This is a genomic window from Streptomyces sp. x-80, from assembly GCF_046549095.1.
GTDB classification, from domain to species: Bacteria; Actinomycetota; Actinomycetes; order Streptomycetales; family Streptomycetaceae; genus Streptomyces; species Streptomyces celluloflavus.
On sequence record NZ_JAJPWM010000012.1, the window covers coordinates 48,726 to 63,379 of the forward strand.

The 14,654-nt window shown below is 73.7% G+C and carries 12 protein-coding genes; 4 read left to right on the forward strand and 8 right to left on the reverse strand.

Annotated elements, in window-relative coordinates:
* Positions 1-21: 21 nt before the first annotated feature.
* On the forward strand, positions 22-867 hold the full coding sequence (locus tag ACLJWH_RS24135) for a response regulator transcription factor (protein WP_411143825.1): 846 nt from the start codon (positions 22-24) through the stop codon (positions 865-867).
* A gap of 192 nt (positions 868-1,059) precedes the next feature.
* On the opposite strand, the gene ACLJWH_RS24140 is transcribed toward ACLJWH_RS24135, so the two are convergent.
* On the reverse strand, positions 1,060-1,884 hold the full coding sequence (locus tag ACLJWH_RS24140; RefSeq protein WP_411143826.1) for an ABC transporter permease subunit: 825 nt from the start codon (positions 1,882-1,884) through the stop codon (positions 1,060-1,062).
* Positions 1,881-2,780, reverse strand: a complete 900-nt coding sequence (locus ACLJWH_RS24145) for an ATP-binding cassette domain-containing protein (RefSeq protein ID WP_411143827.1) — start codon at positions 2,778-2,780, stop codon at positions 1,881-1,883. The genes ACLJWH_RS24140 and ACLJWH_RS24145 overlap by 4 nt, the downstream gene beginning before the upstream one ends.
* A 108-nt stretch (positions 2,781-2,888) precedes the next feature.
* Here ACLJWH_RS24145 and ACLJWH_RS24150 point away from each other — a divergent pair, with 108 nt between their 5' ends.
* Positions 2,889-4,136 (forward strand): sensor histidine kinase, encoded by a 1,248-nt coding sequence (locus ACLJWH_RS24150; RefSeq protein WP_411143828.1) that lies wholly within the window; start codon positions 2,889-2,891, stop codon positions 4,134-4,136.
* 4 nt (positions 4,137-4,140) lie between these two features.
* The gene (locus ACLJWH_RS24155) at positions 4,141-4,791 is read left to right on the forward strand and encodes a response regulator (RefSeq protein WP_411143829.1); all 651 of its coding nucleotides are present in this window, start codon (positions 4,141-4,143) and stop codon (positions 4,789-4,791) included.
* A gap of 72 nt (positions 4,792-4,863) precedes the next feature.
* Here the strand turns inward: ACLJWH_RS24155 and ACLJWH_RS24160 are convergent, their stop codons facing one another.
* The 5 genes from ACLJWH_RS24160 to ACLJWH_RS24180 all read right to left on the reverse strand — a co-directional run bounded on the left by ACLJWH_RS24160 (position 4,864) and on the right by ACLJWH_RS24180 (position 11,777).
* The gene (locus ACLJWH_RS24160) at positions 4,864-5,292 is read right to left on the reverse strand and encodes a hypothetical protein (RefSeq protein ID WP_411143830.1); all 429 of its coding nucleotides are present in this window, start codon (positions 5,290-5,292) and stop codon (positions 4,864-4,866) included.
* A gap of 218 nt (positions 5,293-5,510) precedes the next feature.
* Positions 5,511-6,761: a GNAT family N-acetyltransferase gene (locus ACLJWH_RS24165; protein ID WP_411143831.1), complete on the reverse strand. Its 1,251-nt coding sequence runs from the start codon at positions 6,759-6,761 to the stop codon at positions 5,511-5,513.
* Positions 6,762-6,954: 193 nt separating this feature from the next.
* On the reverse strand, positions 6,955-7,773 hold the full coding sequence (locus ACLJWH_RS24170; protein WP_411143832.1) for an MgtC/SapB family protein: 819 nt from the start codon (positions 7,771-7,773) through the stop codon (positions 6,955-6,957).
* A 116-nt stretch (positions 7,774-7,889) separates the two neighbouring features.
* Entirely contained in the window at positions 7,890-10,646 is a 2,757-nt protein-coding gene (gene mgtA, locus ACLJWH_RS24175) for a magnesium-translocating P-type ATPase (RefSeq protein ID WP_411143833.1), read from the reverse strand.
* A gap of 675 nt (positions 10,647-11,321) precedes the next feature.
* Entirely contained in the window at positions 11,322-11,777 is a 456-nt protein-coding gene (locus tag ACLJWH_RS24180) for a winged helix-turn-helix transcriptional regulator (protein WP_411143834.1), read from the reverse strand.
* Positions 11,778-11,947: 170 nt separating this feature from the next.
* Between ACLJWH_RS24180 and ACLJWH_RS24185 the strand changes: the two genes are divergently transcribed.
* On the forward strand, positions 11,948-13,411 hold the full coding sequence (locus ACLJWH_RS24185; RefSeq protein WP_411144006.1) for an MFS transporter: 1,464 nt from the start codon (positions 11,948-11,950) through the stop codon (positions 13,409-13,411).
* Positions 13,412-13,428: 17 nt separating this feature from the next.
* On the opposite strand, the gene ACLJWH_RS24190 is transcribed toward ACLJWH_RS24185, so the two are convergent.
* Entirely contained in the window at positions 13,429-14,622 is a 1,194-nt protein-coding gene (locus ACLJWH_RS24190) for an XdhC family protein (protein ID WP_411143835.1), read from the reverse strand.
* Between the last annotated feature and the right edge of the window lie 32 nt (positions 14,623-14,654).

Sequence of the window (14,654 nt, forward strand, 5' to 3'; positions counted from 1 at the left end):
GGGGGAAGCGGAGGTTTCGGGGTGCAGGGCGAGTCGGGGTCGAACGATTCCGTGGACGTACGGGCGGCGCTGGCGCGGCTGCGGCGGGCCAGCGGTCTTCCGGTGGCGTTCGGCGGGCTGCTGGCCGGTACCGGCCGCTACCGCATCAACGAGCTGTCCGGTACGGCGTCCGCGGCGCTGCGCGGGCTGCACATCCACCACGGCAACGGCCTGGGCGGGAAGGCCGCGGCGCTGTCCCGGCCGTTCGCGGTGGCCGATTACCCTTCCTCGCCGGCGATCAGCCACGAGTACGACGCGGCGGTGGGCGCGGAGGGGCTGCGGTCGGTGCTCGCGGTGCCGGTGATCGTCCGGCGCCGGGTGCGCGGGGTGCTGTACGGGGCGCTGCGCCGGCCGCTGCGGCTGGGCGACCGGCCGCTGTCGGCGGCGATGGAGGCGGCGCGGGAGCTGGAACAGGCACTGCTGTTGCAGGACGAGGCGGCGCGGCTGCTGTCGGTGGCCCGGCAGCCGACCGCCGCCGATCCGGCGATGTGGGAGGAGGTGCGGGAGGCGCACGGCGCACTGCGGGCGCTGGCGCAGCGGGTCGCCGATCCGGTGCTGCGGCGGGAGATGCTGGCGGCGTGCGGCCGGCTCGCGGCGGCCTCCTCGGGGCGGTCCGACGGGGGCGTCGAGGCTCCCGCGCTGGCGCCGCGTGAGGTGGACGTACTGGCGTGTGTGGCGTCCGGGGCGACGAATGCGGAGGCGGCGCAGCTGCTGGGGCTGCGGCCGGAGACGGTGAAGGGCTATCTGCGGTCGGCCATGCGGAAGCTGGGGGCGCGTTCGCGGATGCAGGCGGTGATCGCGGCGCGCCGGGCGGGGGTGCTGCCCTGACGGAGTGCCGGGGCGGGCGGCGGGCGGGGCCGACCCCCGATACGGCCCCGGCCACCCGGCCCCGGCCCGGCGGGCCGTCAGGCTCCGGGCTCGGCACAGCGCGCCACGGCCCCGGCCACCCGGCGGCCGGCGGGCACCGCGGCACCGGACGCCGGCCGCCCCCGGTGCGGGCGCCGTCCGGGCCGCCGGCGTTCACTGGTCCCGGCGCGCCAGCCCCCGCCCGCCTGCCCAGACCGTCACCGCGGCCCACGCGGTCATCGCCGCCAGACCGGTCCAGCCGGTCAACGCGCCCTCGGGGACGGTGTGGAGGATCTGCTGACCGGCCCGGTCGGGCAGGAACTGTGCCAGGTCCTTCGTGGCGTCGATCGAGCCGAGCAGCGGGGAGACGGAGACGACCAGCGGCAGGAGCAGGCTCAGCGCGCCGACCGGGCTGCGCAGCAGGGCGGCGACGCCCGCGGCCAGCAGGGTGAGCAGGGCCAGGTAGAGGCCGCAGCCGAGGACCGCCGGCAGGGCCCCGGGGGCGCCGAGCCGGACGCCGTGGCGTCCGAGGACCGCCTCCCCGCCGAAGAAGCAGGCCAGGCCGGTGAGCAGCCCGGCGGCGAGCGCCAGGCCGCCGACCACGGTCAGCTTCGCCGCGTACAGCGTGGCGCGGCGCGGTACGGCCACGAGCGAGACCCGGATGGTGCCGCCGGACCATTCGCCCGCGACGGCGGCGACACCGAAGGCGACGGCGGCCAGCTGCCCGAAGTTGACGCCGTAGAAGGCGTAGAAGAGCGGGTCGAAGCCCGGCTCGGTGTGCGTGGCGTGGTCCGTGCCGGCGGCGACGAGGGTGATGGCCGCCGACATCAGGACGACGGCGGCCAGGCTGCCGTAGAGGGAGGGCAGACTCCGGATCTTCGTCCACTCGGCGCGGAGCACCGCCCCGAACAGGGCGAACCGGTCCCCGTCCGCGGCCGCCGCGCCGCCGGGGCCGCTGCCGGGCACGGGGTGCGCGCGGGTGGTGCCCTCGGTGCTCATGTCCGTGTCTCCTCGCAGGTGAGGCGGAGGTAGGCGTCCTCCAACGAGGGCCCCTCCTCGGTCAGTTCCAGGACCGGGATGCCGTGCCGGGCCGCCAGCGCGCCGATGTCGGCGGGCTCCGCGCCGTCGACCGTCCAGCTGCCGTCGTCGCCGGGCACGGCCGTCAGCTCCGCCCGCGCCAGTTCCTCGCGCAGCCGGGTGCCTTCGGTGGTGCGCACCCGTACGGTGCGGTGGGTGTTCTCGCGGACGAAGGTGTCCATGGGCAGGTCGGCCAGCAGGCGGCCGCGGGCCATGGCCACCAGATGGTCGGCGGCGAGGGCGACCTCGGCCATCAGATGGCTGGAGACCAGGACCGTGCGGCCCTGCGCGGCCAGCCGCCGCAGCAGGGTGCGGATCCAGATGATGCCTTGGGGGTCCAGGCCGTTGGTGGGTTCGTCCAGTACCAGGACGTCGGGGTCGCCGAGCAGGGCCGCGGCGATGCCCAGCCGCTGGCGCATGCCGAGCGAGAAGGTGCGGACCCGTTTGCGTGCCGCGTCGGCGATTCCGGCGTCCGCCAGCACCTCTCCGACGCGGCGGGCGGGGATCCGGTTGCTCTGGGCGAGGGCCAGCAGGTGGTCGTGGGCCCGGCGGGCGCCGTGGGCGGCGTCGGGGTCCAGCAGCATGCCGACCCGCCGCAGCGGCCGGTGCAGCTCGCGGTAGGCACGGCCGTCGAAGGTCGCGCTGCCGGACGTCGGGCGCTGGAGGCCGGCCAGCACCCGCAGGGTGGTCGACTTGCCCGCGCCGTTCGGGCCGAGGAACGCGGTGACCCGGCCCGGCGGCACCCGGAAGGTCAGCCCGTCCACGGCCCTGAGGGTGCCGTGGGTCTTGGTCAGGTCCCGCACTTCGATCGAGGTCATGGCAGCAGCTTCGGGCCGGGCACCCGGCCGCGTCCTCCCCCGCCGGGGGGCCTCGGCTCCCCCGTGCGGGGGAGGGGTGCGGCGGGCCTGCGGTGGGACGATGCCCGGGTGCCTTTCACGACCGTCGCCCGAGCCGGGGCCGTTCTGCGCCCCCTGGGCCGGACGCTCACCTACACCCGCTGGCTGCATCTGCTGCTCGCCTCCGTCGTGGGGGTGGTCACCGGTTTCGTGCAGCCGGACATCTTCCGTCACCTGGGCACGCAGTGGCTGTGGATGGCGGTGCTGCCCGTACCGCTGCTGCTGTCGGCGGCGGCCGTACCGGGCATGCGCGCGGTGGAGGGCGTACAGGCGCGGCTGCTCGTCCTGCCGCACCCGCACGCCCGGTACGGGGCCGGTGCGCGCCCCTCCCCGGTCACCACGGCACCGTCGGCGAACTGGGCGGACCGGCTGCGTACGGCCGCGTGGCTGCTGTTCCGTCTCGAAACCGGCGTCCTGGTCTCGGCACTGACGGTCCATCTGCCGTTGCTGGCCCTCGCGCTGGGCCGCAACACCACCGCGCACACCGGTCCGGCCCCTACCGCGTTCGGTCCGCTGGGCGCTCCGCACTGGTGGTACGTGCTGCTCGCCCCGTGGCCGCTGGTGGTGCTGATGGCCGTGGTGGTGGGCGCGGGGGCCGGTACGGCGGCGGTGGCGCGCCGGCTGCTCGGCCCGTCCGCCGCCGACCGGCTGGCCGCGCTGGAGGAGCGCACGGCGCGGCTGCTGGAGCACAACCGCCTCGCGCAGGAACTGCACGACTCCATCGGCCACGCGCTGACCGTGATGGTGGTGCAGGCCGGTGCCGCGCAGGCGGGCGGCGGCCCCGAGTTCCGGGACCGGGCGCTGGCCACTATCGAGGACACCGGCCGGGAGGCGCTGACGGACCTGGAGCGGGCCCTGCGTCTGCTGCGCGAAGGGGTGCCGCCGGCGGGCGGTCCCGGGCTCGGCGAGGTGGGCCGCCTGCTGGCGTCGGCGGAATCGGCCGGCGCGACGGTGCGGGCCGAGGTCACCGGCCCGGTCGGGGAGCTGCCGGACGCGGTGTCGCGGGAGGGCTACCGCATGGTGCAGGAGTCCCTGACGAATGTGCTGCGGCACGCCGGTCCGGTACCGGTGAGCGTGCGGGTCGCCGCGGACCGGACCGGGGTGGAGCTGGAGGTGCGCAACGCCCTGCCGGACCGGCCGGGGCGGGGTCCCGGCGGCGGCCGGGGGCTGCGCGGTATGCGCGAGCGGGCGGCCCTGCTGGACGGCACCTTCGAGGCGGGCCCGCGGGACGGCCACTGGCGGGTGGCGGCCCGGCTGCCGGCCCGGCCGCTAGGGTGACCGCGTGACCGTCTCCGTCCTCCTGGCCGACGACGAACCGCTGCTGCGGACCGGGCTGCGCGCCATCCTGGCGGCCCAGTCCGGGATCGAGGTCGTCGGTGAGGCCGCGGACGGGGCGGCGGTGCTGCCGCTGGTGAACCGGCTGCGGCCCGATGTGGTGGCCATGGATGTCCGGATGCCCCTCATGGACGGCATCGAGGCGACCCGCGCCATCGTGCGCACCGTCCCCGATCCGCCCAGGATCCTGATCATCACCACCTTCGAGAACGACGACTACGTCTACGAGGCGCTGCGGGCCGGAGCCGACGGTTTCCTCCTCAAACGCGCCCGCCCCGCCGAGATCGTCCACGCGGTCCGGATCGTCGCCGAGGGCGAGTCCCTGCTCTTCCCCGCCTCGGTGCGCGCCCTGGCGGGCGGGCACGCCAGCGCGCGGGCCCGCGCCGACTTCACCCGTGCCGCGCTCACCGCTCGCGAACAGGACGTCCTGCGCCTGATGGCCCGCGGCCACGCCAACGCCGAGATCGCCCGGGAACTCTTCGTGGGCACCGAGACCGTCAAGACACACGTCGGCTCGCTGCTGGCCAAGCTCGGCGCCCGCGACCGCACCCAGGCGGTGATCGCCGCCTACGAATCCGGCTTCGTCACTCCCGGCTGAGCGCGGTCGGGGCGGCGGGCCGCCGCCGGGCCACCGGGCCGCGCCGCCCGGCGGCGGCCCGGTGGCCCGGGGTCACCGACCGCCGACGGCCGCAGGATGGAACGACCTGCTCAGCGTCCACACGATGAGGAGGTCGAAGGCCATCACGATGATGGACCACGCCGGGTAGTACGGGATGAACATGAACTGGGTGATCACGCTGATCGCCGCCACCACGATGCCGGCGGCGCGCGCCCAGCTCTTGCCGAGCAGGACCCCCAGGCCGACGAGGAAGAGCACCACGCCGACGACGAGGTGGATCCAGCCCCAGGTGGTGAGGTCGAACCGGTAGGCGTAGTGGGGTGAGGAGAACACGGTGTCGCGGGTGATGCCGGTGACGCCGAGGAGGATGCTGATCGACCCGCTCACCGTCAGCGCCACCCCGGCGAACAGGGGTGCGCCGGAGATCACTTCGCTGTCGTAGGGGCTCCCCCGCCGCCCCTGGTCGGGCGTCGCTGCCATGGCCGCCGCCTTCCTGTCCGGCGCGGGTGCCCCGCACGCCGCACGTGCGGGGCGAGCCGCGCTCCCCTGACAGCGTCGCCTCGATCCTCCGGCGCCGCGACCGCAACCCGCCCCGCGGGCCACGGCCGCCCGCCGCGCCCGTCGCCGCTCCGGCCCCGGCCCGGAACCGGAGCGCCTGCGGGGCGGCGGGCGGGCGGCGGTGAGGGCCCGGAATCCGGCTAGTACTCGCCGGTGGCCGGCAGCCACTCCGTGGCCAGGGCCGCGTCCAGCGCACGGGCCGCGCCCGGGGTGTGTTCGGTGACCAGACCGGCGTACACCAGATGGGCCAGTCGGGTGCCGCCCGGGTAGCAGGCCGCCAGCTCCCGGACGTCCAGGGTCAGATCGGCCGCCTCGTCGGTCGGTGTCCAGCTGCTGCCGTCCGGTCCCGCGGTCAGCCGGAAGCGGCCCGCGTTGGCGGGTACGGCGGTGTCACCGAGGTCGAGGACGAGATCGACGGGGGCCGCCCAGGACCGGGCGGTCAGCGCCGCGCGGACATCGACGAGCCGGATCCACAGGCCCGGCTCCCGGCGGGTCGCCCGGACCTGGTCGCGGTCGGCCGCCAGCAGCAGCAGCGGATCGTCGGCGGGGCGGAAGGGACCGCGTACGGTCGCGGTCAGGTCGATCGAGGCCAGGTAGGACCAGAGGGCGGCGGCGGCCGGTGCGCCGTCCGCCTCCAGCTCCCGGACCAGGACCGCACCGGGGGACTCCCCCGGCCCGCGGGTGCGGTAGACGGCATAGCCGCCGACGGGCTCGCCGGGTGCGCCCAGGACCACCACCCGCGGCGGGCCGAAACCCTCATCGTCGTCATCGTCATCGTCGTCGCCTTCGAGGTGCAGCACGTGGGTGCGCCACCACGCCTCGTCGCGGACGACCCGGCCGGCGCGGTGCGCCAGATGGGCGTCGAAGAGCGGGCCGGCCAGGGCGGGCGCGTCCGCCGGGTCGATCAGCCGCAGCGGCCGGCTGTCGGGGGCGATGCGCAGCGCGAGCGGGCGGCTGGAGTCGATCTCGATCTGGCAGGTCTCGCCGGCCGGGGCGTAGCCGTAGCGCCCGTAGATGGCGCTCTCGGAGGCCCAGAGGCAGGAGAGCACCTGACCGGCGTCGGCGCAGCCGCGCCACACCTCGTCGAACATCGAGGTGAGCAGCCCGCGGCGCCGGTGGGTGGCCGCCACGGAGACGAAGTCCAGTGCGGCGCACGGGAGCCGGTTCCCGGGGACGGAGAGCGTCAGCGGGTACGCGGCGATCTGTCCGGCCAGCCGGTCGCCGTCGTAGGCGCCGGTCCGCGCGGAGCCCAGCAGGATGTCGCGGTCGTGCTGACGGGCCTTCTCGGATGCCTTCACGTGGAAGACGAGGTAGGAGAGGTCGAGGGCCTGGTCGATATCGGCCTCGGGGATGGCCCGGATATTCACTGTCGTACAGGAGTCCGTTGTCACACGGGGACGCTAGCCCGGCGGTCGGGCGTCGTCACTGCGTTTTTCCGTCTCCCGTCTCCCGTCTCCCGTTTCCCGTTTCCCGTCTCCCGTCTCCCGTTTCCCGGCGCCGGTGCGCGACGGCGGGGCGGGCGGGGTGCCGGGCCACCGGTGTCCGGGGCGGCCTGTGCCGGGACACCGGTGGGCGGGGGGCCGGTCAGGGGCGGGGCGGCCGGGGGCCGGTGAAGAAGTCCCGGACCCGGTGCTTGCGGCGGCCGGTGGCGCGCCCCTCGTACTCCTCGTCGAACTCCCCCTCGATGGCGTCCGGGTTGCTGACGACCGCCCAGCTCACGGCGGAGACGGCGGGCTCCAGTGAGAGGCGGCTGACGGCCTCTTCGAGGAGGCTGTCGTCGCGGCGTTCGGTGCTCAGCTCCGCGGCCACCGTCACTTTGCCCGCGGTCTCCGCGTCCTGGCTGTGCACCGCCCGCAGCCGGAAGCCGGGCCGGGCGACGGCCTGCACGACCAGCGCGCGGATGTGCGCCTCCTCGGGTTCGGTGCACACCGCCTCGAAGTAGTAGTCGGTGACGACCTCCGCGCCGCCGCTCGGCTCCCGGTCCATCCGGCGGCCCAGCGGCCGCAGCACCAGGTTCGCGCCGACCACTCCGGCGGTGCCCAGCGCCGCGACGATGTACAGACCGGTGCCGGCCAGCGCACCGACCGCGGCCGAACACCACAGCGTCGCCGCGGTGTTCAGGCCCCGGACGCTCAGCCCGTCGCGCATGATGACGCCCGCGCCGAGGAAACCGATTCCGGAGACGATCTGCGCGGCGACCCGCGAGCCGTCGTATCCGGTGCTGCTGGTCGCGGCCACGAACCCGTACTGCGAGAGCAGGACGAAGAGCGCGGACCCGGCCGCGACCAGGGCGTTGGTGCGCAGTCCCGCCATCCGGGCGCGCCATTGGCGCTCCAGCCCGATGATCGCGCCGAAGCCGAGTCCGGCGCCGATGTTGGCCGCCAGCTGCCATTCGTTGATCATGTTCCGCTCTCCTCGTCCGCTGCTGCCGTTCTTACGGCAATCCGTGCCGTCGGCCCGTGCGACACGTCGGTGCCCCGGGCCGGGAGCGGCCGGGTGGTGAGCCCGGCCGCGGCCGGTCACAGCCAGGTGTGGAACCGGCGGATGTACCAGGTCTTCACGCCCTGCGTGAGCAGGCAGTACGCCACCAGCGTGCCGACCAGCCACGGGAAGTAGCTCATCGGCAGCGCCTGCATACCGAGGACACCGGCCAGCGGCGAGAACGGCAGGTAGACGCCGACCGCCATGACGGCCGCGGTCATCAGCAGCACCGGGAGGGTGGCGCGCGACTGCACGAACGGGATCCGGCGGGTACGCAGCATGTGCACGACCAGCGTCTGGGTCAGCAGGCCCTCGATGAACCAGCCGGACTGGAACAGCGCCTGGTGCGCCTCGCTGTTGGCACCGAAGACGTGCCACATCAGCAGGAAGGTGGTGATGTCGAAGACCGAGCTGGTGGGGCCGAGGACGAGCATGAAGCGGCCGATGCCCTTGGCGTCCCAGGTGCGCGGCTTGCGCAGGTAGTCCTTGTCCATCCGGTCCCAGGGGGTGGCCAGCTGGGAGATGTCGTAGCAGAGGTTCTGGACGAGCAGCTGCATGGCGAGCATCGGCTGGAAGGGGATGAAGGCGGACGCGACCAGCACCGAGAAGACGTTCCCGAAGTTCGAGGAGGCCGTCATCTTGATGTACTTGATGGTGTTGCCGAAGGTCTGGCGGCCTTGCAGGACGCCCTGCTCCAGGACGGTGAGGTCCTTCTCCAGCAGGATGATGTCGGCGGACTCCTTGGCGATGTCCACGGCGGTGTCGACGGAGATGCCGACATCGGCGTCGCGCAGCGCCGCGGCGTCGTTGATGCCGTCGCCGAGGAACCCGACGGTGTGCCCGTCGGCCTTCAGGGCGCGTACGATCCGGGCCTTCTGTACGGGGTTGACCTTGGCGAACAGGGTGGTGGTCCGGGCGAGTTCGAGGAGTTCGACATCGTCCAGGCCGTCGATCCGGGCGCCGGTGACGACGGTGCCGACGTCGATGCCGACGTCCGCGCAGACCCGGGCGGCGACCAGTTCGTTGTCGCCGGTGACGACCTTGACGGTGATGCCGTTGTCGGCGAGCGCCTTCAGTGCCTCGGCCGCGTCCTGCTTCGGCGGGTCGAGGAAGGCCAGGAAGCCGGTCAGGGTCAGTTCCGACTCGTCCGCGACGGCGTAGGTGTCCTGGTCGCCGGGCGTCGTGCGGGTCGCCACCGCCAGCACCCGCAGGCCCCGCCGGTTGTGGTCCTCGGCGGTGCGCGTCACCCGGCGGCGCAGGGCGTCGGTGAGCGGGATGCGCCGACCGTGGTCGGTCAGGTGGCTGCACAGCGCGAGGACTTCCTCCACCGCGCCCTTGGTGATCAGGACGTGTTCGGCTGCGCTGTCCCCGGAGGCGGCGGCCTCGGGGGCGGTGGGGTCGTTGCGCCGCAGCACCACCGACATGCGCCGGCGGGCGAAGTCGAAGGGGATCTCGTCGACCAGCGTGAAGCGCGCGTCGACGACAACCTCCTCGGCCTCGTGCATCCGGTCGATGACGGCCTGGTCCATGAGGTTGCGCAGCCCGGTCTGGAAGTGGCTGTTGAGGTAGGCGTACTGGAGGACCTCGTCGTCGGCCTCGCCGTGGACGTCGAGGTAGCGGTCCAGGACGATCCGGTCCTCGGTGAGGGTGCCGGTCTTGTCCGTGCACAGCACGTCCATCGCGCCCAGGTTCTGGATGGCGTTCAGCCGCTTGACGACGACCTTGCGCCGGGACATCGCGACCGCGCCGCGCGCCAGGTTGGTGGTGACGACCATCGGCAGCATCTCGGGGGTGAGGCCGACCGCGACGGCCACCGCGAAGGTGAACGCCTCGGCCCAGTCGCCCTTGGTGACGCCGTTGATCACGAAGACGACGGGGACCATCACCATCATGAAGCGGATCAGCAGGAAGCTGACCTTCTTCACACCGGTGTCGAAGCTGGTCTCCGGGCGCTCGCCGACCAGCGAACCGGCCATGGAGCCGAAGTAGGTGCCCGAGCCGGTGGCGACGACCACCCCGGTCGCGGTGCCGGAGGTCACGGACGTGCCGGTCAGCACGAGGTTGTCGGCCTCGACCGGGTCGCGGGTCTCGTGCTGCCCGTAGTCGTGCACCCGGGTGTCGGCCTTGGCGACCGGCAGCGACTCACCGGACAGCGCGGCCTGGCTGACCATGAGGTCCTTGCTGGTAAGCAGCCGCAGGTCGGCGGGGACGAGGTCGCCGGCCGCCAGTTTGACGAGGTCGCCCTTGACGACGCCGTCCATCGGGATCTCGACGGTGGTGGGCCGCTGCATACGGCCGGCCCGGCGCTGGACGGCGGTGGTCGTGGTGACCAGGGCGCGCAGCGCGGCGGCCGAGCTGCTGGAGCGGTACTCCTGCCAGAACCGCAGCCCGACGCTGATCAGCACCATCGCGCCGAGTATCGCGATCTTGGGGTCGAAGGGCTCCTCGTCGGCGACCTGGAGCCACTGCGCGTACATGACGGCGACGAGCACCGCGAGCACGAGGATGAAGGGGTTCCAGAACGCCTTGCCGAGCTGGACGTACCAGCGCGGGGCGCGCTCCTGGGCGATGACATTGGCGCCGTCGCGCGCCAGGCGGTCCACGGCGCTCTCGCGGGTGAGCCCGGCGGCGCTCGCGTGCAGGTCCTGGAGGACCCGCTCGGCGGGGCGGGCGCTGATCTCGGCGAGCCGGTCGGCGACCACGCGGGTGCGGGCCTCCAGCTCGGCGGCCTTGCGCTCCCGGCGGGGGCGGCGGCCCGGCGGTGCGAGCTTCTCGGGGGCGAGCAGATGGGTCATGGAAAAACCTCCCTCCGCGCATGAGGGCACACCTGCGGAAATCCTGGCGGACCTGGAGAAGAACACCTGTGGACGCCACGGAAAACACCGCGCACCGAAATTCGGTATTCCGGTGGAATGTTTTTCCGCAGACAGGAATGTCCCCTGCGCGAAGAATTCAAAAACTGGAAACGGGCAGCACTGACCGCCGGCCGACGGATCGGCTCAGTTCGGTTCAGAGGGCCGGACAGGACCCGGAATTCACCTGGGGGCACACAGCGAGGCCAGCACGGCGGCCCTGGGGGCACACCGGCGTCGGCTCACAGAGAAAAAGCAGTCAGCACACTGCATCGCTGCGGCAAGGACTTCCTTCGGGACTCATCCCGATCACCTCCTTGCTCGCGCGGACAAAACCCGGCGCCACTCAGCTGGACACCGTCAACTCAGCATCCTGCCATACGCCCACGGGGGCCCTGCCACCCTTCGGGTCAAGATTTCGTCATGCGAGGTGTGACTTGCGCCGCATTTCCTGTGCCGGTCTCGATCTTTACCGCCGGGCTTTACCGCCGGATTTTCCTGCCGGGCTTTGCTGCCGGGCTTTGCTCATGTCTTTTGCTCATGGCCCTGCGCACGGCCTGTGCCGCCGGTCGCCGGCCGCCGGTCGCCGGCCGCCGGTCGCCGGTCGCCGGTCGCCGGCTATGCCCCGTCCGGGCACGCGGCCCGTGCGTCGTAGGCGGCGCGGGCCGCGGCGATCTCGTTCTGGTGCTCCTCGGTCCAGCCGACGAGCGCCTGGATCGTCTCGTGCAGCGTGGCGCCCAGCGGTGTCAGGGCGTAGTCCACCCGCGGCGGGACGACGGGGTGGACGGTGCGGCGCACCAGGCCGTCGCGTTCCAGCTGGCGCAGGGTGACGGTCAGCATGCGCTGGCTGATGCCGTCGATCTCGCGGCGGAGTTCGGTGAACCGCAGCTCCCGGCAGTCCAGCAGCGCGATGGCGAGCAGTGACCACTTGTCCGCCACCCGGTCGAGGATCTGCCGGACCTCGCAGCCCTCCCGGACGTCCCACTGCCGGGCCCGGTACTCGTCGTCCGGGCCGCAGCCGTGCCGTGCGGTTCCCGCGGGGTGCGTCGGTGACTTCGAAGTGCCTTCTTCCATATCTCCGCACTGTGCCGCAGGCTGCGGATGGTTACAAGAAGGAACCGACCCTCACCGGAGTAACCAGCCTGCCCGGGAGGTCTCTCCCCCTACCGCTTCCGAGGAGCACCGCCATGTCCGGATCCGGCGCCCCGCCCGAGCCCTCCCCCGCCACCGCGAGCCCCGCCCGGATGGACCGGCGGTCCTGGGCGCTGCTGCTGGTGCTCTGCGGGGCGCTCTTCCTGGAGGGCATCGACATCGCGATGTTCAATGTCGCCCTGCCCTCGATCCGCGCCGAACTCGGCCTGCCCACGGGTGAGTTGCAGTGGGTGATCAGCGCCTATGTGCTGGGCTACGGCGGTTTCATGCTGCTGGGCGGCCGGGCCGCCGACCTGTTCGGCCGGCGCCGGATGTTCCTCGTACCGCTCACCGTCTTCGTGGTCTTCTCCGGTCTCGGCGGGCTGGCCACCGAGGGCTGGATGCTGATCACCGCCCGGTTCGTGACCGGGATCTGCGCCGCGTTCATGGCGCCCGCCGGGCTGTCGATCATCACGACGGGCTTCACCGCGGGACCGCAGCGCGACCGGGCGCTGCTGATCTACTCCGGCACCGGGGGCGGCGGTTTCTCGATCGGCATGATCGCGGGCGGGCTGCTGACCGCCGCCGACTGGCGCTGGGTGTTCTTCGCGCCGATCCTGCCCGCCCTGCTGGTGCTGCTCGCCGGCATCCCCCTCATCCCGAAGGACCGGGCGACGCGGCAGGCCGGTGGCCGCGTGGACGTGGCGGGCGCGGTCACCGTGACCGGGACCGTGCTGCTGCTCGTCCTGACGGTCGAACAGGCCACCCACGCACCGGTCTCGCGGACCCTGGGCACCCTCGCCGCGGCGCTCGCGCTGTTCGCGGCGTTCCTCGTGATCGAACGGCGGTCGGCCGCACCGCTGGTCCGGCTGGGTATCTTCGGCTCCCGCCGGCTGGTCCGCGCCAACATCATGGGGCTGCTGTTCACCGCGGGGTTCTTCGGCTTCCAGTTCATCGCCGTGCTCTATTTCCAGGAGCTGCGCGGCTGGTCGCCCGAGCAGACCAGCTTCGCGATGCTCGCGATGGGCGCCGACGCGGTCCTGGCGCCGACGCTCACCCCGTGGCTGGTACGGCGCTTCGGCAACGCCAAGGTGATCGTCGGGGGCCTGGCGTTCGCCACCCTCGGCTATGCGGTGTTCCTGCCCGTCGGCGCGGACTGGACGTACGCGGCGATGTTCCCGAGCATGCTGCTCGTCGGCCTCGCCTTCGCGCTGGTCTACGGTCCGCTGGTGATCGTCACCACGGACGGGGTCGCGGACCGCGAACAGGGCCTGGCCGGTGGTCTGCTGTACACCTCGTTCCAGTTCGGCGCCGCCTTCGGCCTCTCGGCGGTGACCGCCGTGACGATCGTCGCGACCGGGGACGGCACCTCTGCGGCGGCGCAGCTCGACGGCTACCACGCGGGACTCGTCGTACCGGCCGCGGCGGTCTTCCTCGCCCTGCTCATCGGGGTGTCGGGGCTCCGGCGCGGGCGTACGGGCGGCGGCACGGGCCCGACGGCCGGTGCGCCTGCCGCGGACGGTGCGGCCGCCGGGCCCGACGCCCGTCCGGCCGCCCCGGCCACCACCGCCCGGTGACGGCCCGCGGCCGTACCTCAGGCCACCGAGCCGATCCGGCCCGCCCGCCGGGCCGGATCGTGGTGGATGGGGGTGTGCGCGCCGGTCAGCGGGCTGCCGGCGCCGCCGCGCCGGTCGGCGACGATCTCGGCGGCGATGGAGAGCGCGGTCTCCTCCGGGGTGCGCGCCCCGAGGTCGAGTCCGATGGGCGAGCGCAGCCGGTGCAGCTCCCGCTCGCCGAGGCCGGCCTCCCGCAGCCGGTCCAGCCGGTCCAGATGGGTGCGGCGCGAGCCCATCGCGCCGACGTAGGCGACCGGGAGCCGGAGCGCCCGCACCAGCAGCGGTACGTCGAACTTGGCATCGTGGGTCAGCACGCAGAGCACCGTACGGGCGTCCAGCTCCTGGGAGTCCAGATAGCGGTGCGGCCAGTCGACCACGATCTCGTCGGCGTCCGGGAAGCGGGACCGGGTCGCGAAGACGGGGCGGGCGTCGCAGACCGTGACGTGGTAGCCGAGGAACTTGGCGACCTTGGCCAGCGCCGCGGCGAAGTCGATGGCACCGAAGACGATCATCCGGGGGGCGGGGACGGAGGTTTCGACGAGGAGGGCGACGGGCTCCCCGCACTGCGCGCCGTCCGCGCCGATCTCCACGGTGGCGGTGCGGCCGGCGTCCAGCAGGGCCCGGGTCTCCGCGACGGCGGTGGCGTCGAGCGCGGGAGGGCCGCCCAGGGTGCCGGAGTGGCCGCCGTCGGCGCGGACCAGCAGGGCGCGGCCCAGGAACCCGGCGGGCCCCCGGACGATCCGGGCGACCGCCGCCGTCTCCCCCCGGGCGGCGGCGGCCAGCGCGGCGGTGAGCGTCTCGGCGGTGCGGTCCGCCGCCGCTGCCGCGCCGCCGGTGCCGGTGGCCGGTCCCGGGGCGCCGCACCGCACCGGGGTGACGAGGACATCGATGGTGCCGCCGCAGGTCAGGCCCACGGCGAAGGCGTCCTCGTCGCGGTAGCCGAAGCGTTCCAGGGCCGGCTCCCCGGTCCGCAGCGCCTCCTGGCACAGCTCGTACACGGCCCCTTCCACACATCCGCCGGAGACCGACCCGACCGCCGTGCCGTCGGTGTCGACGGCGAGGGCGGCGCCGGGCTGGCGGGGCGCGCTGCCGTCGGCGGCCACGACGGTGGCCACCGCGAAATCGCGTCCCTGCCGGGCCCACCGGTGCAGCTCTTCGGCGATGTCCAGCATGTCGGTCTCCTTACGGATGTACGGATGGTGGT